At 47.5% G+C, this 24,316-nt stretch carries 21 protein-coding genes; 9 read left to right on the top strand and 12 right to left on the bottom strand.

All coding sequences use genetic code 11. The annotated features are described in order from the left end of the window. Positions 1 to 20 precede the first annotated feature (20 nt). The 5 genes from glgC (at position 21) to LEUMU_RS0105260 (ending at position 8,957) form a co-directional block, all read left to right on the top strand. The gene (glgC, locus tag LEUMU_RS24775; RefSeq protein WP_051156105.1) at positions 21 to 1,295 is read left to right on the top strand and encodes a glucose-1-phosphate adenylyltransferase; all 1,275 of its coding nucleotides are present in this window, start codon (positions 21 to 23) and stop codon (positions 1,293 to 1,295) included. Positions 1,296 to 1,436: 141 nt separating this feature from the next. Then, positions 1,437 to 2,807 carry a 4-alpha-glucanotransferase gene (gene malQ / locus LEUMU_RS0105275; RefSeq protein WP_022951230.1) on the top strand — a complete coding sequence of 457 codons (1,371 nt, stop codon included), beginning with the start codon at positions 1,437 to 1,439 and terminating at the stop codon, positions 2,805 to 2,807. Continuing rightward, positions 2,800 to 4,965 carry a 1,4-alpha-glucan branching protein GlgB gene (gene glgB, locus LEUMU_RS0105270; protein ID WP_022951229.1) on the top strand — a complete coding sequence of 722 codons (2,166 nt, stop codon included), beginning with the start codon at positions 2,800 to 2,802 and terminating at the stop codon, positions 4,963 to 4,965. The genes malQ and glgB overlap by 8 nt, the downstream gene beginning before the upstream one ends. Then, on the top strand, positions 4,962 to 6,413 hold the full coding sequence (glgA, locus tag LEUMU_RS0105265) for a glycogen synthase GlgA (RefSeq protein WP_022951228.1): 1,452 nt from the start codon (positions 4,962 to 4,964) through the stop codon (positions 6,411 to 6,413). The genes glgB and glgA overlap by 4 nt, the downstream gene beginning before the upstream one ends. A gap of 54 nt (positions 6,414 to 6,467) precedes the next feature. Continuing rightward, on the top strand, positions 6,468 to 8,957 hold the full coding sequence (locus LEUMU_RS0105260) for a glycogen/starch/alpha-glucan phosphorylase (protein WP_022951227.1): 2,490 nt from the start codon (positions 6,468 to 6,470) through the stop codon (positions 8,955 to 8,957). Positions 8,958 to 9,042: 85 nt separating this feature from the next. Here LEUMU_RS0105260 and LEUMU_RS0105255 read toward each other — a convergent pair whose 3' ends face one another. From LEUMU_RS0105255 to LEUMU_RS0105240, 4 genes are read right to left on the bottom strand one after another with little or no spacing between them, the layout of a single operon-like run. Further along, positions 9,043 to 9,819, bottom strand: coding sequence for an ABC transporter permease (locus tag LEUMU_RS0105255; protein ID WP_022951226.1), 777 nt, complete (start codon positions 9,817 to 9,819; stop codon positions 9,043 to 9,045). Continuing rightward, on the bottom strand, positions 9,816 to 10,538 hold the full coding sequence (locus LEUMU_RS0105250; protein WP_022951225.1) for an ABC transporter permease: 723 nt from the start codon (positions 10,536 to 10,538) through the stop codon (positions 9,816 to 9,818). Before LEUMU_RS0105250 ends, LEUMU_RS0105255 begins: the two co-directional genes overlap by 4 nt. A 10-nt stretch (positions 10,539 to 10,548) precedes the next feature. Further along, positions 10,549 to 11,313 carry a transporter substrate-binding domain-containing protein gene (locus LEUMU_RS0105245; protein ID WP_022951224.1) on the bottom strand — a complete coding sequence of 255 codons (765 nt, stop codon included), beginning with the start codon at positions 11,311 to 11,313 and terminating at the stop codon, positions 10,549 to 10,551. 31 nt (positions 11,314 to 11,344) lie between these two features. Next, on the bottom strand, positions 11,345 to 12,145 hold the full coding sequence (locus LEUMU_RS0105240; protein WP_022951223.1) for an ABC transporter ATP-binding protein: 801 nt from the start codon (positions 12,143 to 12,145) through the stop codon (positions 11,345 to 11,347). 162 nt (positions 12,146 to 12,307) lie between these two features. Here LEUMU_RS0105240 and LEUMU_RS0105235 point away from each other — a divergent pair, with 162 nt between their 5' ends. The 4 genes from LEUMU_RS0105235 to LEUMU_RS0105220 are packed head-to-tail and all read left to right on the top strand — an operon-like array spanning position 12,308 to position 16,574. Then, the gene (locus LEUMU_RS0105235; RefSeq protein ID WP_022951222.1) at positions 12,308 to 12,964 is read left to right on the top strand and encodes a TetR/AcrR family transcriptional regulator; all 657 of its coding nucleotides are present in this window, start codon (positions 12,308 to 12,310) and stop codon (positions 12,962 to 12,964) included. Further along, the gene (locus LEUMU_RS0105230) at positions 12,961 to 14,148 is read left to right on the top strand and encodes a pyridoxal phosphate-dependent aminotransferase (protein WP_022951221.1); all 1,188 of its coding nucleotides are present in this window, start codon (positions 12,961 to 12,963) and stop codon (positions 14,146 to 14,148) included. The genes LEUMU_RS0105235 and LEUMU_RS0105230 overlap by 4 nt, the downstream gene beginning before the upstream one ends. 4 nt (positions 14,149 to 14,152) lie before the next feature. Then, positions 14,153 to 15,775, top strand: coding sequence for a 5-guanidino-2-oxopentanoate decarboxylase (locus LEUMU_RS24770; protein WP_022951220.1), 1,623 nt, complete (start codon positions 14,153 to 14,155; stop codon positions 15,773 to 15,775). 13 nt (positions 15,776 to 15,788) lie between these two features. After that, on the top strand, positions 15,789 to 16,574 hold the full coding sequence (locus LEUMU_RS0105220) for a dimethylarginine dimethylaminohydrolase family protein (RefSeq protein WP_022951219.1): 786 nt from the start codon (positions 15,789 to 15,791) through the stop codon (positions 16,572 to 16,574). A 47-nt stretch (positions 16,575 to 16,621) separates the two neighbouring features. Here LEUMU_RS0105220 and LEUMU_RS0105215 read toward each other — a convergent pair whose 3' ends face one another. From LEUMU_RS0105215 to LEUMU_RS0105180, 8 genes are all read right to left on the bottom strand, one after another. Beyond that, complete coding sequence (locus LEUMU_RS0105215; RefSeq protein WP_022951218.1) at positions 16,622 to 17,029, bottom strand: lysozyme inhibitor LprI family protein; 408 nt, start codon at positions 17,027 to 17,029, stop codon at positions 16,622 to 16,624. Positions 17,030 to 17,180: 151 nt separating this feature from the next. Next, entirely contained in the window at positions 17,181 to 17,600 is a 420-nt protein-coding gene (locus LEUMU_RS0105210) for a type II toxin-antitoxin system VapC family toxin (protein WP_022951217.1), read from the bottom strand. Continuing rightward, positions 17,600 to 17,860, bottom strand: a complete 261-nt coding sequence (locus LEUMU_RS0105205; protein WP_022951216.1) for a type II toxin-antitoxin system Phd/YefM family antitoxin — start codon at positions 17,858 to 17,860, stop codon at positions 17,600 to 17,602. Before LEUMU_RS0105205 ends, LEUMU_RS0105210 begins: the two co-directional genes overlap by 1 nt. Positions 17,861 to 18,077: 217 nt before the next feature. Next, positions 18,078 to 18,449, bottom strand: coding sequence for a DUF4345 family protein (locus LEUMU_RS0105200; RefSeq protein WP_022951215.1), 372 nt, complete (start codon positions 18,447 to 18,449; stop codon positions 18,078 to 18,080). Continuing rightward, complete coding sequence (locus tag LEUMU_RS0105195; protein WP_157474266.1) at positions 18,446 to 19,003, bottom strand: hypothetical protein; 558 nt, start codon at positions 19,001 to 19,003, stop codon at positions 18,446 to 18,448. Before LEUMU_RS0105195 ends, LEUMU_RS0105200 begins: the two co-directional genes overlap by 4 nt. A gap of 156 nt (positions 19,004 to 19,159) precedes the next feature. After that, positions 19,160 to 19,777, bottom strand: a complete 618-nt coding sequence (locus LEUMU_RS0105190) for a hypothetical protein (protein WP_022951213.1) — start codon at positions 19,775 to 19,777, stop codon at positions 19,160 to 19,162. Positions 19,778 to 20,182: 405 nt separating this feature from the next. Beyond that, the gene (locus tag LEUMU_RS0105185) at positions 20,183 to 23,383 is read right to left on the bottom strand and encodes a DEAD/DEAH box helicase (RefSeq protein WP_022951212.1); all 3,201 of its coding nucleotides are present in this window, start codon (positions 23,381 to 23,383) and stop codon (positions 20,183 to 20,185) included. Next, on the bottom strand, positions 23,384 to 24,232 hold the full coding sequence (locus LEUMU_RS0105180; protein ID WP_022951211.1) for a hypothetical protein: 849 nt from the start codon (positions 24,230 to 24,232) through the stop codon (positions 23,384 to 23,386). Between the last annotated feature and the right edge of the window lie 84 nt (positions 24,233 to 24,316).

Genomic DNA, 24,316 nt, shown 5'->3' with positions numbered 1-24,316 from the left:
AATATTATGTTGAACCAAACATGATCACCGCATTAACCCGTAACACACTGGTGTTGATTCTGGCGGGTGGTGAAGGTTCTCGGCTAAAAGATTTAACTAAATGGCGCGCTAAACCCGCCGTGCCGTTTGGCGGAAAGTATCGAATCATCGACTTTGCTCTATCCAACTGTGTCAATTCAGGCTTACGCAAAATTGGCGTCCTCACGCAGTACAAATCCCACTCCTTACTTCGCCACCTGCAACGTGGCTGGGGATTTATGCGTGCAGAAATTGGTGAGTTCGTCGAGTTGCTACCCGCACAACAACGTACCGAAGAGAAGGCGTGGTACAAAGGCACCGCTGATGCCCTATTCCAGAATATGGATATCATGCAGCGCCATAACACCGAATACGTCATCGTATTGGGTGGCGATCATATCTATACCATGGACTATGCAAAGATGCTGGTTCAGCATGTGAACTCTGGGGCTGACTTTACCGTTGGTGCCATCGAAGTTCCGCTGGAAGAAGCCACAGGCTTTGGTGTACTGGCCGTTGATGACGACATGAAGATTACGCGTTTTGACGAGAAGCCGGCTGTCCCACAGCCGATCCCCGGCAAGCCTGATATGGCACTTGCCTCCATGGGCATTTACGTCTTCTCAACCCGCTTCCTATACGAAACACTCAGTAAAGATGCCGGTGATGGCAGCTCATCGCACGACTTTGGTAAAGACATTATCCCAGCGCGCATTAAAGACTCCATGGCAATGGCTTATGCTTTCCGAGATGAGAAAACGGGCCTCCCTGCTTACTGGCGTGATGTCGGCACCTTGGAATCATATTGGCGTGCCAATATGGAGCTGTGCGACGTTGAGCCAGAGCTGAACTTGTATAATCGCGCATGGACGATCTGGACTTACCAGACCCAGAACCCACCCGCTAAATTCGTGTTTGACGAAGATGGCCGTCGTGGTGAAGCGATTGACTCGCTGATCTCAGCAGGCTGCATTCTGTCCGGCGCTAAAGTGAAGCGCTCCGTTGTGTCATTTGCCGTCACCGTCGACAGTCACAGCTTCATCAAAGACAGCGTGATTTTGCCAAAGGTAACCATTGGTAAAAACTGCCGCATCACCCGCGCCATTATTGATAAAGAAACAGAAATCCCAGATGGTACGATCATCGGAGAAGATATCGAGGAAGATCGCAAGCGCTTCCACGTCTCTGAAGAGGGCATCGTGCTAGTGACTCCGGAAATGATGGGACAATACAGTTTCCCATTTGATGGAAGCACAAGATGGCGCGAAAAGAACTAAGCTTGGTTCTGAGCCGCTATTAACAACCACGCTACTGTGCAGATAACGCTTGAGCAACTGATTAGCCCAAGCATTATCTGCACAATTGAAAGATTACACCGAGATAACGGCGCCCTGAAAATGTGCCGAGGAGACTCCTGATTGAATAACCCACTTCATCAACGCCGCGCTGGCGTATTGCTGCACCCGACTTCCCTACCCTCTGGGAAATTAGATGCCGATGCAATGCACTGGTTGGACTTTATGCAACAAGCCGGCTTACGGGTTTGGCAAGTACTGCCACTCGGTGTACCGCAGCAAAGCCTGTCACCTTATTTGTGTAACTCCGCGTTTGCCATGAATCCCGCCCTGCTGGATGACACGTCCGAGATTGAACCGGAAAATCCGGATTACCTGCGCTGGTGCGAACAGCAAAGCTATTGGTTGAATGACTACGCCCAGTATTACGTACTGCGTGAACTCAATCAGCAACTTCCATGGTACGACTGGCCCGACGCTCAAAAATACCGCCATCCGGAAATGTTCGACTGGTTGAATGAAACCCAGCAAGACGCCATGCAAGCCTTGCGCTGGCAGCAGTACTTGCTGGATAGACGTTGGCAGGAAGTCAAAGCCGCTGCCCATGAACGGGACATTGCTATTTTTGGTGATATGCCTATTTTCGTGGCGCACGACAGTGCAGACGTTTGGGCGCATCGCGACTGCTTTATGCTCAATGATGAAGGCCAACCCGAAGTGGTTGCCGGCGTACCACCTGATTACTTCTCTGAAACCGGTCAACGCTGGGGCAACCCACATTACCACTGGGAAAATCTTGCAAAGGATGGTTTTGAGTGGTGGATGCAGCGCATGGAACACCACTACCGCTTGTATGACATTGTGCGGATTGATCACTTCCGTGGCTTACAAGCGGTTTGGATGATTGATGCCAGCTGCCCGACGGCTATTGAAGGCAAGTGGGAAGAAGTCCCTGGCGAAGCACTGCTGAATGCGCTTAAAGCACGCCTTGGTGATGTGCCCATTGTTGCTGAAGACTTGGGAGTGATTACACCCGAAGTGAATGCCCTACGCGATCAGTTTGATCTACCCGGTATGTCGGTCCTGCAGTTTGCCTTTGACTCGTTTGAGGACAACCCTCATAAGCCAAAGAACATTCATGAGAACCGCATCGTTTACACCGGCACCCATGACAATGATACGACCTTGGGCTGGTTCGAAAGCTTAGAAGCCCATGAACAAGCCTTTGTGTTTGAAAGCTTAGATGTCGAAGCAAACGATGATATCTGCAACATCCTAATTAATGCAGCGCTGGAAACACCAGCCTGTCTGGCCATCGTTCCGCTGCAGGATTTCCTGAAGCTCGACAGCTCAGCGCGAATGAATACACCTGGCACCATCGACAACAACTGGCGATGGAGATTTGACTGGCACGACATGCCAGAGGCGCTGGCGGAGCAAATCCATCAGCAAATTAGACAAAACACGAGAACGGAGATCGATACAAGTGAATGAGCATATGAAGGCCTTGCAACAAGGCGCACTCCACGATCCATTCCTCGCACTCGGTTATCAGACGACGCCTAAGGGACAAGCCTTAGTCCGTGCATTTATGCCCAGTGCTGAAACGGTTTTCTTTCAGCATGACCGTCCAATGCAACGCCTTGAGGGAACTGATTTTTTTGAGATTAAGCTTAAAAAAGCAGACACCATCGGTGACCATTACACCCTGCGCTGGCAAGAAAAAGGCAGTGAAGAATGGCACGAAAGCCATTCGCCCTACTCCTTTTTGCCACAAGTTGGCGAGCTGGATATCCACCTGTTCAATGAAGGTAAGCATCACCATGCCTATCGCTTTATGGGTGCACACCTCAAAACGATTGATGGCGTAGAAGGCTGCTTGTTTGTGCTATGGGCACCGGCAATTAAGCGCGTGAGTGTAGTTGGCGACTTTAACGGCTGGGATGGCCGACGTCATCCAATGCGCACACTAGGCGGCTCTGGTATCTGGGAATTATTTGTGCCCGGCTTGCAAGCGACCGATCACTACAAGTATGAAATGCTGAGCGCCGATGATCACTTATTGGTGAAAACTGATCCTTATGCTCGCCACATGGCGCTACGCCCGGATACCACTTCACGTATCGTGGCTGATGACACTTACGATTGGCAGGATGAGGCTTGGCAAACGGCTAAAGCAAAATTTGACTGGCAGCACAAACCCATCTCTATCTATGAAATTCATGCAGGCTCTTGGCAGCGCCCCGCAGCGGATGAGTTTTATGACTGGGATGAATTGGGCGAGCGCCTAATTCCCTACGTTAAAGAGATGGGCTACACACACATCGAGCTAATGCCGATTTCCGAGCATCCTCTGGATCAGTCTTGGGGCTATCAGGTGACTGGCTTCTATGCACCCTCTGCCCGCTTTGGTACACCGGATCAGCTACGTAAATTCGTTGATCGCTGTCACCGTAATGGCATTGGTGTGATTTTGGATTGGGTTCCTGCCCACTTCCCGAAAGACAGCTTTGCACTGGCTCGCTTTAATGGCGATGCACTGTATGAGCACGCGGACACCCGCAAAGGCGAGCACAAAGATTGGGGCACGTTGATCTTCAACTATGGCCGCAATGAAGTGCGTAACTTCTTACTGGCCAATGCACTGTACTGGCTGGAAGAATTCCATATCGATGGCCTGCGCGTCGATGCGGTTGCCTCTATGTTGTACTTGGATTACTCGCGTAATGCAGGCGAATGGATACCAAATGAATTTGGTGGTCGTGAAAACTTAGAAGCGGTTGCCTTCCTGCGTGAAATGAACCAAATCGTGCATCATGAAGTACCTGGGGCCTTAACTATGGCTGAGGAATCTACCTCCTGGCCAATGGTTTCACGTCCGATTGAGCTCGGCGGACTTGGCTTCACCATGAAGTGGAATATGGGTTGGATGAATGACAACCTCGATTACATTGAGCAAGATCCGGTTCACCGTAAGTACCATCAGAACAAGCTGACCTTTAGCCAGATCTACTCTTACAGCGAGAACTTTGTACTGCCGCTATCCCACGACGAAGTGGTTCACGGCAAGCGTAGCCTGTATGAAAAAATGCCGGGCGACCGTTGGCAGAAGCTGGCCAATATGCGCCTGTTCTACTCTTGGCAGTATGCGCATCCGGGTAAGAAGCTGATGTTTATGGGTGGCGAAATTGCCCAGCCTGAAGAATGGAATGAGTTAGCTGAGTTGAACTGGCAAGCCGCCTCCGAACCTGATCGCGCCGGCATTAGCTTGCTAATTAAAGACCTGAACAAACTGTACTGCGAAGAGACAGCGTTGCACGATCTGGACTTCTCCGGAGAAGGCTTTAGCTGGATTGATTGCAACGATTCAGACCAGTCGGTGCTCTCTGCATTGCGCTTTGACCGCGAAGGCAATCACATCGTTTGCTTGTTCAATTTCACTCCGATTCCACGCATCGGCTATCGCATCGGTATACCTGAATCAAGTTCATATACAGAAATACTAAACACAGATTCGGCCTATTACACTGGTAGTAACTGTGGGAATAGCAGTATTATCGAAGCGGAAGATAAGCCTTGGATGGGATTTGAACAATCACTCTCACTAACCCTGCCACCATTGGCGGCTCTGTTTTTGAAGGTAATCCCATGAATATATTGTTTGCCAGTAGTGAAGTTTGGCCTTTGGTCAAAACCGGCGGTTTAGGTGATGTGTCGTATAGTTTGCCACACGCCCTCAAAGCCACCGGACATAATGTACATCTGATCATGCCTGCCTACCGAGAGGTACTGCAGCAGTGTACAAATCTGCGCATATTGGGTTGGCTCGACTCACCGTATGGTGAACAACCCACATTGCGTCTGCTGGAAGCAAAGCATGAAAAGATTGATGTCACGCTGTGGCTGATTGATTGTCCGGGCCTGTATGACCGGCCTGGCAATCCGTATTTGGGGCCAGATGGCCACGACTGGGCGGACAATGCAGAGCGCTACACGCAATTTGCATGGGCCGTATCACAAATCGCAACCGGCAATGTTATAAAAGACTGGCGGGCCGATGTGGTACACGCCAATGACTGGCAATGCGGCCTGATTCCAGCCTTTTTGGATCAGGAAGCGAGACGCCCCAGGCGCGTATTCACCATTCATAATCTGGCTTATGGCGGGCACTTTTCTGAGGAGCAATTTCGGGCACTGGGCTTACCAGAACATTGGTGGTCGCCAGAAGGGGCTGAGTTTTACGGTGGCTTCTCAATGCTAAAGGCCGGACTGATTTACTCTGATGCCATTAGCACTGTAAGCCCAACTTATGCCGAAGAGATTTGTACGCCGCAGTTTGGACAAGGTATGGAAGGTATTCTATCGTCCCGCCGTTACAAGCTGACCGGAATACTCAACGGCATCGACACCGAAATCTGGAACACTGAAACGGATCCTTACCTACCGCATCACTACTCGGCGGATAAGGTACAACCCGGCAAGCGCGACAACAAACGTGCGCTGCTGGAGCAAGTCACTGACACCGTAACCGAAGCGATGTTAGACGCACCGCTAATGGGCATGGTGACACGACTGGTTGAACAAAAAGGCGTGGATCTGATCACCCGCGCAATACCGATACTACTGGCAGAAACCAACGCCAACTTTATGTTGATGGGATCTGGTAGCCCGTATTACGAACGCATTTTACTGGAGCTTAGCGAACTGCATCCGGATCGGGTATTTACCTTTATTGGTTACTCCGAACCGATGGCGCATTTGGTGGAAGCCGGCAGCGACTTGTTCCTGATGCCATCGCGCTTTGAGCCTTGCGGCCTGAACCAAATGTACAGCCTGCAATACGGCACACTACCGGTGGTGAATTATACTGGCGGCTTAGCAGATACCGTGGTTAACGCCTCGATTGATGCGATTGAGGATGGCAGTGCAACAGGGTTCGTGATGTATTCAGCGGACACTAATGCGCTGATATCCACACTGCAACATGCATTGCATCTCTACCAACATCCTAAGATGTGGCAGCAGATTCAACAAAAAGCAATGCGTCAGGACTTTGGCTGGGAGCACAGCGCGGCAAAGTACCTAAGTATTTATCAGTAAACCAACACACTAATAAAATTAATTTTTATCATTCTTAAAGAAGGATTCCCAAGCATGGGTAACGATAGTAACCATAAGCGACGCGAGCCACTCGCCCGCTTAGAGACCACTGAAGAGGCTCTGAGCGATAGCTTCAAGCACTACCTAACGTACAACTTAGGTCGTAGCAGTGGTACCACCCCTGTATACGCATACAACGCGATGAGCCTGACCCTGCGCGACCGCATTATGGCGGATTGGCGCAACACGAGCTTGGCACAAAAACAAGTCGGCGTACGCCGCACGTATTACCTCTCCCTCGAATTTTTGATTGGCCGCGCACTGGGTAATCATCTGTTGAACATGGGCATCTCCAAGCAAACGGATGCGGCACTGCAGACCATGTGTTTTGAGCTGGAAGATATTCAGGAAGCTGAAGCCGATGCCGGTTTGGGTAATGGCGGCTTAGGTCGTCTGGCGGCTTGTTTCTTAGATAGCTGCGCCACGCTGGAGCTTCCAGTAACGGGCTACGGTATCCGCTACCAGTACGGTATGTTCCGCCAGGAAATCATCAATGGATTCCAGGATGAAGAGCCGGATCACTGGCTGCGCGATGGCAACCCATGGGAAATCGAACGCCCTGAGTATTCACAACGTATCAAATTTGGTGGCTACACAGAGTACCGTCATGACGACAGCGGTAAGCTAGTTGCCAAGTGGGTAGACACTCGTGATGTTATCGCGATTCCTTACGATATGCCGGTCACTGGCTACCGTAATAACACCGTCAACACCCTGCGCTTATGGCACTCAACAGCCACTGACGAGTTCAATCTGGATGAGTTTAATGCCGGTAGCTATTCTGACTCTGTTGCGGCTAAAAACAGCGCTGAGAATATCTCAATGGTGCTGTACCCGAATGACGCCACTGAAAACGGTAAGGAGCTGCGCTTAAAGCAGCAGTACTTCCTCGCCTCTGCCAGTATTCAAGACGTGATTCGCCAGTGGGAGAAACGTTTCGATGGCGAGCCGGACTACTCCCAGTTTGCGCATGACAACGTTTTCCAGATGAATGACACGCACCCGACCATTTGTGTGGCCGAGCTGATGCGCATTCTACTGGATGAGAAAGGACTCGAGTGGAAAGATGCGTGGAGCATCGTCACCAAGTCATTGGCTTACACCAACCATACACTACTTCCTGAAGCGCTGGAAAAATGGCCTGTCAGCTTGTTTGAATGCCTGCTGCCACGTCTGCTGGATATCATTTATGAGATCAACAGCCGCTTCCTGAGAGCCGTCTCGCAGCGCTGGCCGGGTAACACTGAGCGCCAGTCTCGTATGTCGATTATTGAAGAAGGCCCGGTTAAGCACGTGCGCATGGCGCATTTGGCGATTGTTGGTAGCTTCTCAATTAACGGTGTGGCTGCCCTGCACTCCGAGCTACTGAAAAAAGGCTTGTTCCGTGATTTCTATGAGTTGTGGCCAGAGAAGTTCAACAACAAAACCAATGGTGTTACACCACGTCGTTGGGTTGCACAATCTAACCCACTGATGACCGAACTGATCAGCAGCCAAATCGGCGAAGACTGGATTCGTGACTTATCACAACTGGAACAAGTGAAGCCATTGGCGCAGCTTGAGAACACTGAATTCCGTCAAAACTGGAAAGCGGTTAAGCAAGCCAATAAGGCCCGCCTTGCAGAGCTTGTTAAAGAGCGCTGCGATGTCGAGTTTAATACTGACGCGATGTTTGACGTTCAGGTAAAACGTATTCACGAGTACAAGCGTCAACTGCTGAATGTGTTGCACGTGATTCACCTGTACAACCAAGTGAAGAATGGCGATATCAAAGACTGGAGCCCACGCTGCGTACTGATTGGTGGTAAAGCAGCACCGGGTTACTTGTTGGCAAAAGACATTATCAAACTGATCAACTGTGTTGCTGAAGTCATTAATAATGACAGCGAAGTGGGCGATAAGCTGAAGCTGGCGTTCTTCCCGAACTACAATGTTTCCTCCATGGAGATCATTGCACCGGGTGCTGACTTATCCGAGCAGATTTCAACCGCGGGTAAAGAAGCCTCTGGTACCGGTAACATGAAGTTCATGATGAACGGCGCACTCACTATCGGTACTTACGATGGCGCTAACATCGAGATCTTAGAAGCCGTTGGTGAAGAGAACTTCTTCCTGTTTGGTCTGCGTGAAAATGAAGTGGAAGCGATGCGTTCGCACTACCGCCCTGAAGAGTTCATTGAGCACGATCAGGATCTGCAAGCAGTACTGAATTTGCTGCGCTGCGGACACTTCAACTCCAATGAGCCGGGCATTTTCAACAACATCATTAACAGTTTGATGAACCCGCATGATCCTTGGATGACTTTGGCCGATTTCCGCAGCTATGTGGATGAGCAAGCTAAAGTTTCTGAGACATGGCAGGATCAGGAAAAGTGGGTAACCATGAGTATCCTGAACTCGGCTAGCAGCGGATTCTTCTCGACTGACCGTACCATGCACGAGTACAACCAAGACATTTGGCACTTAGAGCCAGTGTCCGGTTAATTCATTGAATTGATCGCATAAAAAAATCCCGCACCATTTGGTTGCGGGATTTTTTTTGCCTTAAAGCAATAGCCTTTCCAAGATCTCAGCGCTTTTGAGGCCCCCTATTCTCCAGCCATTTAAAGCCTAAGGTAATCAGCCCTGCGATAATCAAATAAATCACTGCCAGTAATAACAATGGCTCATAAATAATAAAGGTATCCTGCCGAACCCGCGATGACACCGCATAAATATCCATAATTGTAATGGTAGCAACCAGTGGTGTGGCCTTTAACTGCAGGATAGTTTCACCACCCAAGGTCGGCAATACACTACGGATCGCCTGCGGCAACCAGATGCGTCGGAACACCGTAAAGCGGCTCATGCCGAAGGCTTTAGCGGTTTCCAATTGGCCCTTTGCAACCCCACGAAACGCGCCGCGCATGATTTCCCCTTCATAGCCGGCATAGGACAAGGTCAAGGCCAGCACCGCATACGGCCAAGCCTGTCTTAAATACGGCCAGAGCTCACTGTTTCGAATTTCCGGGAACTGAGGGAACACAGAGCCCAAGCCATAGTACAGCAGCCAGATCTGAAGTAATAAAGGCGTGCCTCTGATCACCGTGCAGAAGGTTTTAGCCGGAGCTGCCAGATACCAAGGCCCCACCGCCTGCGCAAAACCCAAGGGCACTGCCAGCATAAAGCCGAACACGATAGAAACCACCAGCAGCCAAATAGTCCGCCAGATGCCTTCAATCGCCAGTGGCGTGTATTTCGGTATCCAATCCCAGCGCAAGCTCATGGCACACCAGATCACCAGTGCAACAGCTAGTAGCAGCATGACGATACGGTGTGGCAGGAACCACGCTTTTAACCCACTCATGAGCCGCTGCCTTTTAAATCAACCTGTCCACGTCGCGCGTGATTTTCAAGTCGTTTAAACACCACGCCAGAGAGTAATGTCACCATCAAATACAGCGCGCCGGCTGCGAGGAAGAACGTAAAATATGAGCGAGTACTGGTGGCTGCCTGACGGGTTTCTAATGTCAGCTCACTAAAGCCGACGACTGCTAGGAGCGCCGTGTCTTTGGTGGCAATCAACCATAAATTGGCTAAACCGGGTAGCGCAAATGACAACATTGCAGGGATTGTAATACGGCGCATCAGCATTAAAGGTGGCATGCCAAAGGCACGTGCCGATTCAGTTTGGCCTGCGGGTACGGCCAGAATGGCACCGCGCAATACTTCCGTAGCATAAGCGCCCTGCACAATACCTAACACCCAAATGCCTGCCGCAACCCCATTGATTTCAATACGCCCATAACCAAGCGCACTGGAGGCCTGATTAATAAGATCGGTACCGACATAATAGAGAATCAGGATAAGTACCAGCTCCGGTACCGCTCTGACCACCGTCGTGTAGATCGACAGCACATCTCTGAGTATTGGCCCGCCGTTGAGTTTACCGTAAGCACCAAATAAACCGATGATTAAGCCAAAGCCAAATGCACCCAGCGCAATTTGTAATGAATTTAGCAGGCCGCGAAGTAAGTTGCCTCCCCACCCCGGAGGAGACAATGAGAGTAGTTCAAGGGATTCCATCAATCAGCGATCAATAGATATCAACAGTGAAGTACTTATCCGTGATTTTCTTGTGCGTGCCATTTTCAACAATGGCGGCAATGCCTGCATTCAGCTTTTCACGCAGCTCATCATCGCCTTTGCGCACACCGGCACCAATACCTTTACCTAAGATCGCCTCATCATCCGCAACTGCGCCTTTAATTTCGCAGCATTTTCCAGCATCGCTATTTACAAAATCAGCCATCGCAATCGCATCGGCTTGGGTAGCATCAATACGACCGGCAATAAGATCCTGATTCGCCTCATCCTGTGTTTGGTAAGACTTTAACTCAGCATCATCCGCAAAGTGCTCCTGAGCATACGTTGCATGTGTGGTGGATGCCTGAATTCCCAGAATCTTACCTTTTAAGCCGGCATTATCCGGTGTGATTTCCATGGACTTATCCGCCACAATCACGGCAGGTGAGTTGTAATATTTATTGGTGAAATCAATTGTTTTGCTGCGCTCTTCCGTAATCGACATCGACGCCATAATCACATCAATCTGCTTTCCAAGAAGTGATGGAATAATGCCATCCCATGCGGTTGGAGTAACTTCACATTCCAGCTTGGCTGCGTCACAAATGGCATCAATGATTTCAACTTCCCACCCCGTCCACTTACCAGCAGAATCCATCGATGCAAATGGAGGATACGGCTCAGCAGCAATTCCCACTTTAACCGTTTCAGCAGCGGCTGTGTGTGCCATAGCCAGGGTGATGAAGGCAGTACTCAGAATCATGTTTAATTTCATTTTTCTTTCCTTTTCAGTGTGGGGCTGGGGTTTACCCAACAGATTGTAGAAACTGTTTTAATCGTTCCGATTTGGGCGCGCCAAAGACTTGCTCTGGTGGCCCTTGTTCTTCGATCCGTCCTTGATAAAGGTAGATAACTTGGGTCGCTACCTCACGTGCAAATTTCATTTCATGCGTCACCAAAATCATGGTGCGCCCTTCGGCGGCTAAATCGCGAATCACATTTAAGACTTCGCCAACAAGCTCGGGATCAAGTGCGCTGGTGGGCTCATCAAATAGCATTGAGCTGGGGTCGACAGCGAGTACCCGTGCGATGGCTGCTCGCTGCTGTTGTCCACCGGATAAAAATGCAGGATACACATCGGCTTTATCGCTCAGGCCAACCCGCGCTAACAGGGCTTTGGCAGTCTCGATAGCTTGGGCTTTCGGTACACCCAATACATGCACCGGAATTTCAATAATGTTTTCAAGAAGCGTGCGGTGCGTCCAAAGGTTGAAGCTTTGAAACACCATGCCCAAGCGTGAACGGATGCGTTCGATTTGACGGCGGTTAGCGGGCGTGCCATCGGCTTTCATTTTGACCGATTCACCCGCAATCACGATGTTGCCGGCGGAGGGATTTTCGAGGAAATTAATACAACGCAGCAGTGTTGACTTGCCCGAGCCGCTGCCGCCAATAATCGCGATCACATCGCCTTGATTAGCCGTCAGGGAAACGCCTTTCAGTACTTTTAAGTCACCAAAAGATTTGTGTAGATTTTCAATACGAATCGCTTCGACAAGTGAACCTGAAACGTCTGTCGAGTCTTCCTCAGCAGGCGGGGAAATCATAATGTGTCTCCTAAGTTTCATTCCATTAACTCTTATTTTCAGTAATTACGCAAGTGTATAATTAGGGTTTTTAAAAATTACTATACATTTGTATAATTAATAAAAATCTCTGATACAGTAGGAAATATCGCAACACGATCGAGCCAATGGCAGGAGGAAATAATGGGCCAAGCACCAGAACAAACGCGTCGTTTTAGCCGGGAGTCTGCGGATCACCGTAAAGAAGAGCTCATTTTGGCAACCCTGCGGCTTATCGCGGTAAAAGGTGTGAGAGCCGCCACAGTACGAGCCATTGCGCTTGAGGCTAGCGTAACGCAAGGCTTGATCCGGCATTACTTTTCGAGCAAAGACGAGCTGATTATTGCCGCCTATGAATACCATATGCAGCGAATGACCGAGCTTAGTGCCAAGTCGGCAGAAGCTGATTCGACCTCTGCTTTAGAGCGTCTGGCAAGTATGGTGGTGACGTCATTGAGCCCGCCGGTAGTCGACCCTCAGGGTATTTCATTGTGGGCAGGATTTTTTCAGTTTGTGCAGCAGCATCCACAGATGCGCGCGACACATGAGAGAACCTATCTGCAGTATCGGGACCGCATGCAGGCATTGATCGCGGACGCCCTGAGTGAGCTGGGTCGTCCGGTAGATGACGCTCAGTTACGCCAGTACGCGATTGCCTGTAATGCGGTGATTGATGGCTTATGGCTGGAAGGCGGCGCCTTGGCGGAAATGTTTGCTGAAGGAGAGCTGGCTGAGATTGGTTTGAAATCTGTCAGTGGAATATTGGGTATGGACCTGACTAAACAATTGGAAACCTTATGAAATATGCATCCGTAACACAACGATTAGCCACGCTGGGGAGTGAGAAATGGGTCATCCATGATCGCGCCCGCCAGATGATTGCGGAAGGTAAAGATATTATTGAGCTAACCATTGGTGAGCCCGATGTGGCGATACCAAACTATCTAATTGAAGCGGCCTATACCGCCATGCAACAAGGGCGCACCGCTTATTCCAGTGGCAGAGGTGAAGATAACCTGTGTAAAGCCTTGGCCCAACGCTATAGCCAGCGCTTAAAACGAACCATTTCTCAGCAGCAAGTTCTCTGCTTTCCCGGTACCCAAACTGCTTTATATACCGTGATGAATGGCCTCGTTGAGGCGGGTGATGAAGTGCTGGTTGGCGACCCCATGTACGCTACCTACGAAGGGGTAATTGCCTCATCCGGTGCGACCGTCGTTCCCGTGCCACTGCGCCCTGAAAATGGCTTTCGCTTAAGCGCTGCGGACTTGAAGGCGCGCATCACCGAGCGCACACAAGCCATTCTACTCAATACGCCCCACAACCCCACCGGTGCCGTTTTAACCACTGAAGATATTGAAGCGATCGCCGCCTTAGCTGTCGAGCATGACCTGTGGTTAGTGGTCGATGAAGTGTATGAAGAATTAGTATTTAGCGATACCACGTTCGTTTCACCTTTGGCTTTTGAAGCCATTGCGGATCGGGTGGTAGTGGTGAGCTCTATCTCAAAATCCCATGCGGCACCGGGTTTTCGCAGTGGTTGGTGTGTGGGGCCAGAGGAATTCTGTCATCGCATTTTGCCGCTCTCAGAAACCATGTTATTTGGTAACCAACCGTTTATTGCAGATATGACCGCATTGGCAGTGTCCCAACCCTCTCCCATCGCTGAAGGCATGATGGCACGCTTTGAAGCCCGCGCTAATCTACTAGCGGAGACACTTCAACGCGACAGCCAGCTAACCGTGAGCCTGCCCAAAGCGGGAATGTTTGCGCTGGTGAATGTCGCGGCCACCGGGCTGTCTGGCTATGACTATGCCGTTGACCTATTAGAGAATGCAGGCGTTGCAGTCATGCCAGGCTCCGCCTTTGGCGAGACATTGAGCGACTGGGTACGCATAGCCTTAACCACTGAAGATACGCTGTTTGCTGAGGGCTGTGAGCGAATGGTCAAACACGCGAATGCGCAACAACATCATGGAGCATAAATCGATGACGACAAGTATTGGAGAAGCCTTAGTTCAATACCTTGAAGCCTCGGGTGTTGAGGTGATTTTTGGTATTCCGGGTGTTCATACCATTGAGCTTTATCGTGGTCTGGCTCAGTCCGGTATACGACACATCACCGCCAGACACGAACAAGGCATTGGCTTTATGGCCGATGGCTATGCACGAGTCTCGGGGCGACCCGGTGTCTGCTTTGTGATTACCGGCCCCGGCATGACCAATATCTTAACGCCCATGGCACAAGCACGTGCTGACAGTGTACCAATGTTAGTGGTTTCAGGAGTGAATGAGCGAGCCAGTTTAGGCTTAGGTCTTGGGCACTTGCATGAGCTACCCAACCAGCACGCCCTGTGTGCACAGGTTGCCATGACCTCAACGCAGGTCAGTCAGCAAGAAGCGTTGTTACCTACCCTTGATCAAGCCTTTGAGGGTTTTTCCAATAAGCGACCGGGGCCTGTGCATATTCAAATTCCGATTGATGTAATGGGTCTTGATTTTGAGCTATTGACTGATCAGATTCATGAAGCGGGACATAGTACAGAATCTGCCATTCCTTCAGTGGAGAGCGCCGCTAAGCAACTGGCACAATCCAATAAGATTGTCATTCTTGCCGGTGGTGGCACCCGTCATGCCGAAGCTTCTTTAACTCAGTTAGCCGAGTATTTATCCGCGCCGGTGGTGCTAACCAGCAATGCACGCGGCTTAATGCATCAGCACCCATTGTGTGTGCCTGCCAGCCCGAGTTTGCAGGCAGTGCGAGAGTTAATTGCGGAAGCTGATTGTGTGTTAGCGCTAGGCACTGAGATGGGTTCGACCGATTACGATATGTATCGCAATAATGAATTCCCGCCGCTAAAAGCGCTGATTCGTGTTGATATTTGCCCGCAGCAGTTGGCAAAGCATCCGGCGGGTATTTGCTTGCAAGGCGATACTAAATCCGTGCTGGAAAGTTTGCTGCAGCGCTTGCAGACGCTCTCGCCAACACCGCCTGCGTCATTCAATAAATCACAAAGCCACCAACGCGCCGAGCAAACTCGAGCCGATGCTTTTGCCGAGTTACCTGAAAACTACCGACAACATATCCAGCTGCTCAATTTGATGCGGGATACGTATCCAAACGCCATCTTGGTTGGCGACTCTACGCAGTTAGTGTATGCCGGAAGTATGTATTACGACCATGATTGTGCGGGTGGCTGGTTCCATGCTGCAACAGGTTATGGTGCGCTGGGCTATGGCATTCCGGCTGCAATTGGTGCGGCATTGGCAGCTCCGGAGCGGCAAGTCATTTGTATAACCGGCGACGGTGGGGCGCAATTCTCCTTTGCAGAACTAATGGTCGCGGTTCAGGAACAGTTGCCGATTATCTTTATCGTGTGGAATAACCAAGGCTATCTGGAAATTGAAAACGCCATGCTTGAAGTCGATATTGTGGCGGTTGGCTGTGACCCCATTCCTCCGAGCTTTGAGTATTTAGCGAAGGCTTGTGCGATGCCTTATCTCGCTTGCAGCGCTGAGCGTGAGTCATTGGAAGTCGCCTTAGGCGAAGGCAAAAAAGTGATTCAAGCAAGTGATCGCAAACAACCTATTATGATTGAAATAAGCGTTTAATAAGGAAGCCACTATGTCTGATTCGTCGTATCAATTCACGCACGCTATTACCCGTCAACCAAGCCGCAGTGTGATCGATGGCTTACGTGCAGTTGACACCGGTACTCCTGATTTTGAGCAAATGCTGCAAGACCATAATGCTTATATCGCAACATTGCGCGAGGCTGGCGCTGAGGTACATGAATTGCCAGCACTGGATGAATACCCTGACTCCACGTTTGTTGAAGATACCGCGCTGTGCCTTGTGCAAGGGGCTATTTTGATGCGACCAGGTGCGCCCTCTCGTCAAGGTGAAGTGGCACACATGGAAAGCACCTTGCGCGCCTTATATTCAGATGTTCGCAGCATTGAAAATGGCTTTATTGAAGGCGGCGATATTCTAATTACCGGGCGAGAAATCCTTGTCGGACGTTCCGAACGAACCGATGCGACAGGTGTAACTGAGCTACGTAAATTGGCAAAAGATTGGGGCTATCAAGTACGTGAAGTAATGACACCGGAAGGCGTGTTGCACTTTAAAACGGACTGCTCTTTGTTAGACGCTGACACCATTTTATCGACCAAGCGATTGGCAGCCTCTGGTTGTTTTGAAGGCTATCGCGTGCTTTATACGGCAGAAAGCGAAGAAGCGGCCGCGAACAGTATTCGTTTTAATCAGTTCGTGATCATGCCTGCTGGCTTTCCAAAAACAGCAGCAATGCTGCGCGATGAAGGCTTTGAGGTACGTGAGATTAATAATACGGAGTGCGCAAAAATTGACGGTGGGATGTCTTGCTTATCATTGCGCTTACCTATTTAGCCAACTTAGGCCATGCCGATCTGTAATTTGAAATCGGCATGGTTTACTTACTCCCCGGCTAATTCAGCGAGTTCCTGAACTCTGATTTTATTGAGTTGCATCGGGCAAAAGCTGTACATGGGTGAGCCAACATAAGACCCCATTAACTCGCAATGAGACTTTCTGTATTTGAGCCATGTGCGTTGAGACTGCTCAAACTTCTTTGCATCGTCCGCTGAATTTTCTGAGATGTTTTTATAAATAACATCGTACAGCCTGTTCATGTCTTTTTTGACTGCATCAGACACGGCAGTGCTGCAACCATGGACGACGCTATTATTCATGGTGCCTGCGTCGGTCACGCACTTATCATAAATGGCATCGTATTTATCTGGGGCTGCCCCAGCAGACATTGAAACGGCTGATAGAGCGATCGTGATGGCGAGGAATGGAAGTTTGTTGCTGTTGAGTTTCATAGGCTACCTTTTGGTGTTGGTCACTGTTAACAATTGAGGTGCACAGTGGGCAGCTCGATAGTCAAAGACTATTGTAGTTTAGACGCTGATTTGAGCGCCTAATGCTCAGCATGCGGTAAGGATTAATCTTAGCTATTCGACTTACAGGCTATCAAACTTCAAATGGGTTAAGTACCCGTAAGTTAGGGTGTTGAAAATCTTTAGTATTACGTGTAACTAATGTTAAGTCGTACTGTATAGCACTTGAGGCGATCCACGCGTCATTTTCAGGAGCAAGGTCCGGGATGTGTAACGTTGCACAAATATTTGCAGTAGCTTCATCGATTGGCAAAACACGTTCATGAAACATACTCTTCACAACGGTTTGATACCAGTCCTTTAGACTAGCAGCTTGCTGTTGATCTTTGCGTGACATGCGCAATATGCCTCTCTCAATTTCCATAACCACGACAGCATTGGTATAAAAGGACTCCTTTGATACATTGCTTAACCATGCAACGACATTTTTGTCCGCTTTGTTTCGTCCTATCTTCCGGATTTCTGAAACTATATTTGTATCAAGCAGATACATTAATCAAACTCTACAGCGGAACGTTGAGCAGTACTTCGTGGAGGTATGTCCAATTCAATATCAGAAACGTCAGCATGCTCTAAGCTGCAAAGCCACTCATAAGCGCTTTGGGGCTTTTTTTGGATTATGAGCTGGTACTCTTCATAACTCATTAACACATGCTTTGGAGCGCCTCGGTCTGTGATGATGATGGGCTCCCGCAGGCTTTCACGCTTGGCGCGACCTAGGTCTTGATTAAATTCTCTACTAGTCATTTGCATGGTATTTCTCCGCAGCTTTTGGCTTATGTTACTACCTATAAATAAATGTAGCAACAAATCAGGCTTAACCCTCCGAAGCGAAACTATTTTATAAAGTGCCATTATGCATGGGCGAATCTGAATCAAGAGCAATGCTTCATATTGCAAGGTCGTGATAGCGGCTGGATAGCTGAGCCGCCCTTCCCTAAGCCGTGTAAACTACTAAAAAGTGTTTACGCTAAGTCTTCTTCAAAAGTATAGCAGCGACTACTGCAACGACAACTTCCAGAGCAAGATAAACATACATGTACGTGTTCGCTTCACCATCAACAACCATGCCATAGGCTCGTGTAAGCGCCATGCTCGATAGGAAGATCACAACGCCGATAAGCCCCAGACGCACTTCTGAGCGAGATAAAATATAAAGCAGGATGCCAGTAGCAATCGACATACCGCCATAAGTAGCCCGCATATCAATTAGACCAGAGCCCGAAGAAGGAACTGAGCCCGTAACCAGTTGAGAGAAGTGGGTCGGAGCTACGGTAAAACCAACGCCGTAGATAAAGAATACAGCTGCGCTTAGTAGAATGGTCAGTTTAGCCGAAGTCATGAAATAACTTTTCTATCGAGGGTTAGCGCCACGTGATTTTCAATCATATTTGATAGACTCTCAGCATAAACATAAGATGCTTGTTCAAGTAACTCAGAGATTCCCCACTCTTTTTGTTCAGCATTAAACCAAGTTAGTGCTTCTTTGAACTGAGACACGTCATAATTGTTATAGTTTCTTAGTGATTCAAAATCGGAAATTTTAAGATTATTAATAAAAAAAAGCTCTCTAGTAACGGGGATTGCATTCTCTGGTTTATCAGGCCTCCCACAAAGAAGATCTTTACTAAATTCACTTAACTGAACTGAGGACAAATGCATCTGCAGGTTTCTTAATTCTTTAACTATACAAAGCAAAGGATGCTCCGTTGTATTTAACCGGAATGGCTTGCCTGCATTATGCAACTTGACTACAGGTAACTCCTCGATAGAAACTAGCTCAGCTATTGAAGCTCTTACTAAGCCACATTGGAAACCTTGGTCTTGCTCTACTGAGATTTTACCGGAAAACATACAGGAATTTAAAATTCGCTCGTTAATCTCTTCAATACTCAAAGCGCTATTATATTTTGAGTCTCCAAGTTGCCTAAAGAGAGATATGCCTTGAATATTAAATTTTTTTACTCAAGTCTATATTATTTTTTACCAAAATTGCCCCTCACTTCTAGCTGTTTGTAAAGACTATAACTACACGTGACATGCGTACCTTTATTAGTAACAATCTTCGATGCAGTATATTTCATTTGTGGGAGAGACATATAAAAAGCCAACTTTGAGCTTCATCGCTAAGCGTTGACACTCATCGAGTGCTTGCTCCGTCATTCGCTCCCTCTCAATCGGAGCAGAATCTACTATCAACATGATCGGCAATATACTCGCTCCTCTTGCTTCGACCTCCTCCCGATGAGCAGCCAATTTTTGAATATCAAGATTGATTTCTGACGGTCTCAAGCGACCTTTGGCTCTTTCTGAAGCTTTAACTTCAATCGCAATCAACATATTTAGCAAAGTAGCCTCGTTGTTACGTCTTCGCCAATCCCCACTTATTGATGGTTTAAATATAACAATGTCGGGTATCGGTTCAAAACCGCCCTGGTAATCGTGATGCTTGGACTGGTCTAACTTTTGGAACAGTGACGATACTGGGTTGCTTATCCACATCTTCACATTCATACCAAGTTGAGCGACAGGTACTTTTCCAAACTCTCGCAGTAAATGATAAATCATTGCTTGATAATGCAGCTCTGAGTCGAGGACAGACAGGCATTCTGCTTTTATTGCAGGCCATGTCTCCTCTATCGCATGTCTGGTATCAGTTAGATTATGCATATATACCCCATCAAGATCTGTAGTCCACTACGTGGAGGTCAGCAGTGACAACCTCATCTCTGTCGAAACTTCCTCGATGCCCTAGACCATTAAACTGCCAGCAATCAATCCAGAGAAAATGGATCTATGCTTATTATTAGCGGAGAGTTCAAATACCTTTCCCAGTCCCTACTGTATGGCATATTGAGTATAAACTCATTCATACTAAGCATGGCTATAGAAAAGGCTAAGCCAGCCACTAAACACAAGCGTACACTCAAACTGAGCAAAAAGCTGATGCTATATCACTACCTTTGCCAGTCGAATTTGAACTATCTCAAACTAAAGTGTCCGGTTGGACTTGACCAGAACACTTCTAAGCTCTGCATCTATCAGGTTTCATATTTAACCCTAAAGAATATTCATCTAATTAATTTCTTGAAAGTAAGCTTGATGCACTGCAACTCGAGAGAGAATCGAAGGGTTAGAAATCGAATACTTCAGTTTTTCAGGAGTATCATAGCCAAGCCGAATAGCCATGCTCAGAGAATCTACAACATCAGGTAATAAATTTTCTTGTGTATCGTACGGGTCAACTTCAGTTACTACTCGTGTTACCAATCCTATTATAAATGTGAGGCCTCGGGGTAAGACTGCACCCACTAACTCTCTCACCCTAGGACAGGATTTTACAGTTTGATTACTTGAGTCGGGCACGCCTCCTAAAGCCAATTCAACATCTCTCAAAGGCATCCCCAAAATCCATGAGTTTATTCCAGGCAATAAACGGCGCAACACATCATCAGTAATTTCTCCATCTTTCCTTTCACCTATGGCTCCAAGAATAGATGGTCTTACATCAGCTAATAACAGGTTTCTTGCATCCAAGTCTAAAATAAGCCAATTAATTAACCATTCAATCCAATCTGGAATAGAGCAAGGAAGACTACCAACATCTTGCTCAATTTTTTGCTTCAATCGCAACAGAACAATTGGAGGCAACCCACTTTGCGATGCCAGAATTAGAAGAGATTGATCAATATCATCATTCGCTTCAGCTGCAACCAAGCGTACTAATTCAGCTAATTGATTATTGAGCTTTTCCTCCTGGCCACTCTCTCTTAGTCTATAAGCAGCAAAAGACCGACTAAGGTTGAAAAGCACCTTCCCATCACTTTCAGTATCCTCTAAAGTCGCTAAGCGGTTGACCATATAAATAACATCATTATCGATAGTATTCCCTTCTGATATCCGATCCAAAATCACTCCCAATGGGTCAGAAATTTCAACACAACGATCATCTTCTGGAATTAAGGCTTGAAGCTTCTGAACAACATCAGGACTTAATTGTTTATTTTCCGGAAATGAAAGAACGGGTTCAGGGACGAGTAGAACAATACCATTTGCTAAATGGCCAGCACGGCCCGCTCGAGCAGCTGCGTTCAATAGTTCATGGGCTGCCAATGATTCTCGGCCACCACTTTCAACTTCAGCACGTTTATCTCCTGCTAATATTGCTAGTTGAGCAGGTAAATTAAGGCCTTGTGCTAAAGTAGGCGTAGCAACTATAACCATAGCTCCTCCGTCTCGTTTATACATACGTTCAGAAAGGTCCCTCTCTAGGCGAAGCATAGAAGCATTATGGGGTACCGCAGCATTACCTTTAGTAAGCAATGAATGTTTTAAACCGCCAAGCTCTAGCTCAAGAGCTTCCCACATAAAAAGTTCATCACTAGTGGGTTCAATCTTGATTTCTAAAGCATTAGATATATTTTTGGATGTTGAGATTGCGTGTGATTTCTGATTAACAAATACTATGGTTTTTAGGCTATTTCTGGCACTAAGCTCTGCTATTTTCGAGGAAACATAATTTACATTTGGCTGTACTGCTACTCCATACCTACTCAGCCCTCCACCAAGATTGACAAGACCATCAATTAACTTGGTATAACTACAAGTCGCACGTTTATTGGCCTGGTCCAACCAGTTATGTTGAAGTCCCCAAATGGCATAAGGTGTTATCAGCAACTCTCTTTTTGCCGCCGCACGTAAATTATTTGCAATAGATCCTGCCTCTTGATTCAACCGGGTTTGCACTTCTATAGCTCGATCTTTAATCGTATCTATACTCTCCTGCTTGTAAATGACAAGACCTCTAGCTTGCCTGCTTGGCTTCCATAAAAGGTCTATGCCGATGCAATTTCTTCCTGTTAGATGAGTAATCCATGAAGCAAACTCCTTTCCATTTTCAACCATTGCGGATAAAAATAGCATGTCTGCACTAGATGCAATTTTATTAAAAGCTAACACACACAGCATACTGTCTAATGAACGTCTAATTCTCCCAGATTCTGGGCTTAACAAGTGGCACTCATCAAATACTAAAAGTCCTCCATCCTCAAAAGAGGATGGAGAGAAGGAAAGCATTGCCAAACATCTTTCTGGCGTCATAACCTCTATTTCTGGAAGGACTGCACCCACCTGAAATAGCAGATCAAAATCACTCGACACAGAGGAGCCCAATATTTCCTGAGGAAACATACCTTGTAGGTCAGCAGTAAGCTGCTCAACTAGAGCGTGTGTTGGGGCAAGAAATATTACTTTCTTTCCTAGGCCAAGAACACTGGCAATCTTAATAGATGATATCGTTGTTTTTCCCGCACCAGTTGGTAATACCATTACCGCAGAAACTCCATTTTGATGAAATCCGTCATCTAATGCTCTACGGTGATTCGGCCAAACATAAGGAAACTTATTTGCCCTGAAGGATATCCATTTTCTCCAAAACTTTGGATCGGAACCATTCGGGACTGGTAACCTAGTTAATGATGATTCTGATATCCCGTCATAAGCTGCAATAAGAAGACTTGCCAAGTGATAACTACCAGGGTAACTGCATTCAATTCGATGAAAAGTTTCACTTTCAATTAAACCTGCAGAAAGAGATTTTATTTTTTCAAATATAGACCTTGGAGACCGTTCTGCATTATTGAGCTCTAACCCACCTAAGATGCCCTGAGCCATTAATTCAATGCCCTCAGCGAGTGAGTTTAACATTGCTAATGTCGCAGTTTCTTCATTTGGCACCCTAGGTATTGCCACCACCTCATGCCTTCGACTACCTCGTGAAATGATTGTAGAGAGACTTCCCTTGGCTAAGTCAACAATATGGTCAGTGATAATAGAACCTATGCTGTCTTGATTCTCTTTCTGACTAGAAACTTGAGAAGCAGCTTCATGTGCATCAGCGTATTGCTCTGAGGATAAAAATAAAAGTACTGCCGCTAATTCAGGAGATAAACGATCTCGGTTAATATTCTCTGGCGCTTCGCTACCATCATCAAGAAGCTTTTGTCTTCTGGCAATAATAAGCTGCGCACTTGCAGCCACAAATGCAGCAGGACGCCTAATAGATGGATCCTCACTTACAGACACAATAAGTTCATAAGCATCAGCTATTTTATCAAGCCCCCAACCTTCGTGAGCTTCGGGGAAATCCTCACCTCCAAGCCTAATCGAAACAATCTGAGCATAGTGTTGAGTCAATAGCTGAGGTAGATTGTCTGGAATAAGATTAGGCAACTCAGGGGCTGAACGAAGCAAAGCCGCAGTTTCAGGATCGTACACTCATGCCACCTCTAAGTTTTGAATGTAGTCAATAATCTTGTCTGCCAATGAGTCAAACCAATCTCTCAATTCGTCATCAACAATTAAACTTGCCCCTATTCTTTGGCTTTGGTTGATACCCTGTATTTTATTGTAATTTTTAAAAAGGCCTTTTTGTGCTTCATCAGCTTCGAAGTCTTGGGTTAAAGCAAAACCAGCGCGATACTGCCTACATTTATTATCCAGAACTTTACTGGCCATTGTTACAACTTGCGACATAGGTGCCCCACTGACTCTTATTAAGCTTGCAGCCGCAGCAATAAGCTCTGTATTCCTAGTATTGCTGTGCCTATCTAAGAAGCCGGGGATTACCTTCTGAGTAAATGTATCTCTAGGTGAAGTGGTGCATTTATCTTCAAAGATCGTCGATTTTAGTATTTCAGTACTGTCATCATTTAGTTCTATCATAATCCCATCTAAACCTTGGGATGTGGCGCTAGTATGAGGATCTTTAAGATAGCATCTTTCTCCGGAGGCCTGCTTCGCAGCTATCCAAGAAATAAGCTCAAAGATCAATCCATCCCTTTGAAATCGTGGGTACCCGATGCGTGGAGTTTGGTTTTCTTCCTGTACGGTGAATTTTATTACAGCTTCTTGCTTGAGGGCTTCGTTCGAAAATGCAGGTGCCGCTGGTAAGAGTTCATCGATAATATACTCTGCATGTATTGCCTGACCCATAACAACCGTAGCGATTAACCGCGCGAGCTGATCCTCATTAGCTACAGTCCACTTGGACCCAACGCAATCATCATCTATTGGGAAGCTGGTTATGTGTAAGGCAGCCAAATTTTCTCTTGGAGCCATTGCCATTGTTGGGATTCCTTTTGTGTCTAAAAAACCACTTAGCGCTATTAGAAAAAAGTCAATTCCAGATCTTGAGCAACGAACCTGATA

The sequence above is a fragment of the Leucothrix mucor DSM 2157 genome, from assembly GCF_000419525.1.
GTDB classification, from domain to species: domain Bacteria; phylum Pseudomonadota; class Gammaproteobacteria; order Thiotrichales; family Thiotrichaceae; genus Leucothrix; species Leucothrix mucor.
The sequence above is the reverse complement of the archived record's forward strand: the minus strand, read 5'-3'. Positions and strand labels throughout refer to the sequence as shown.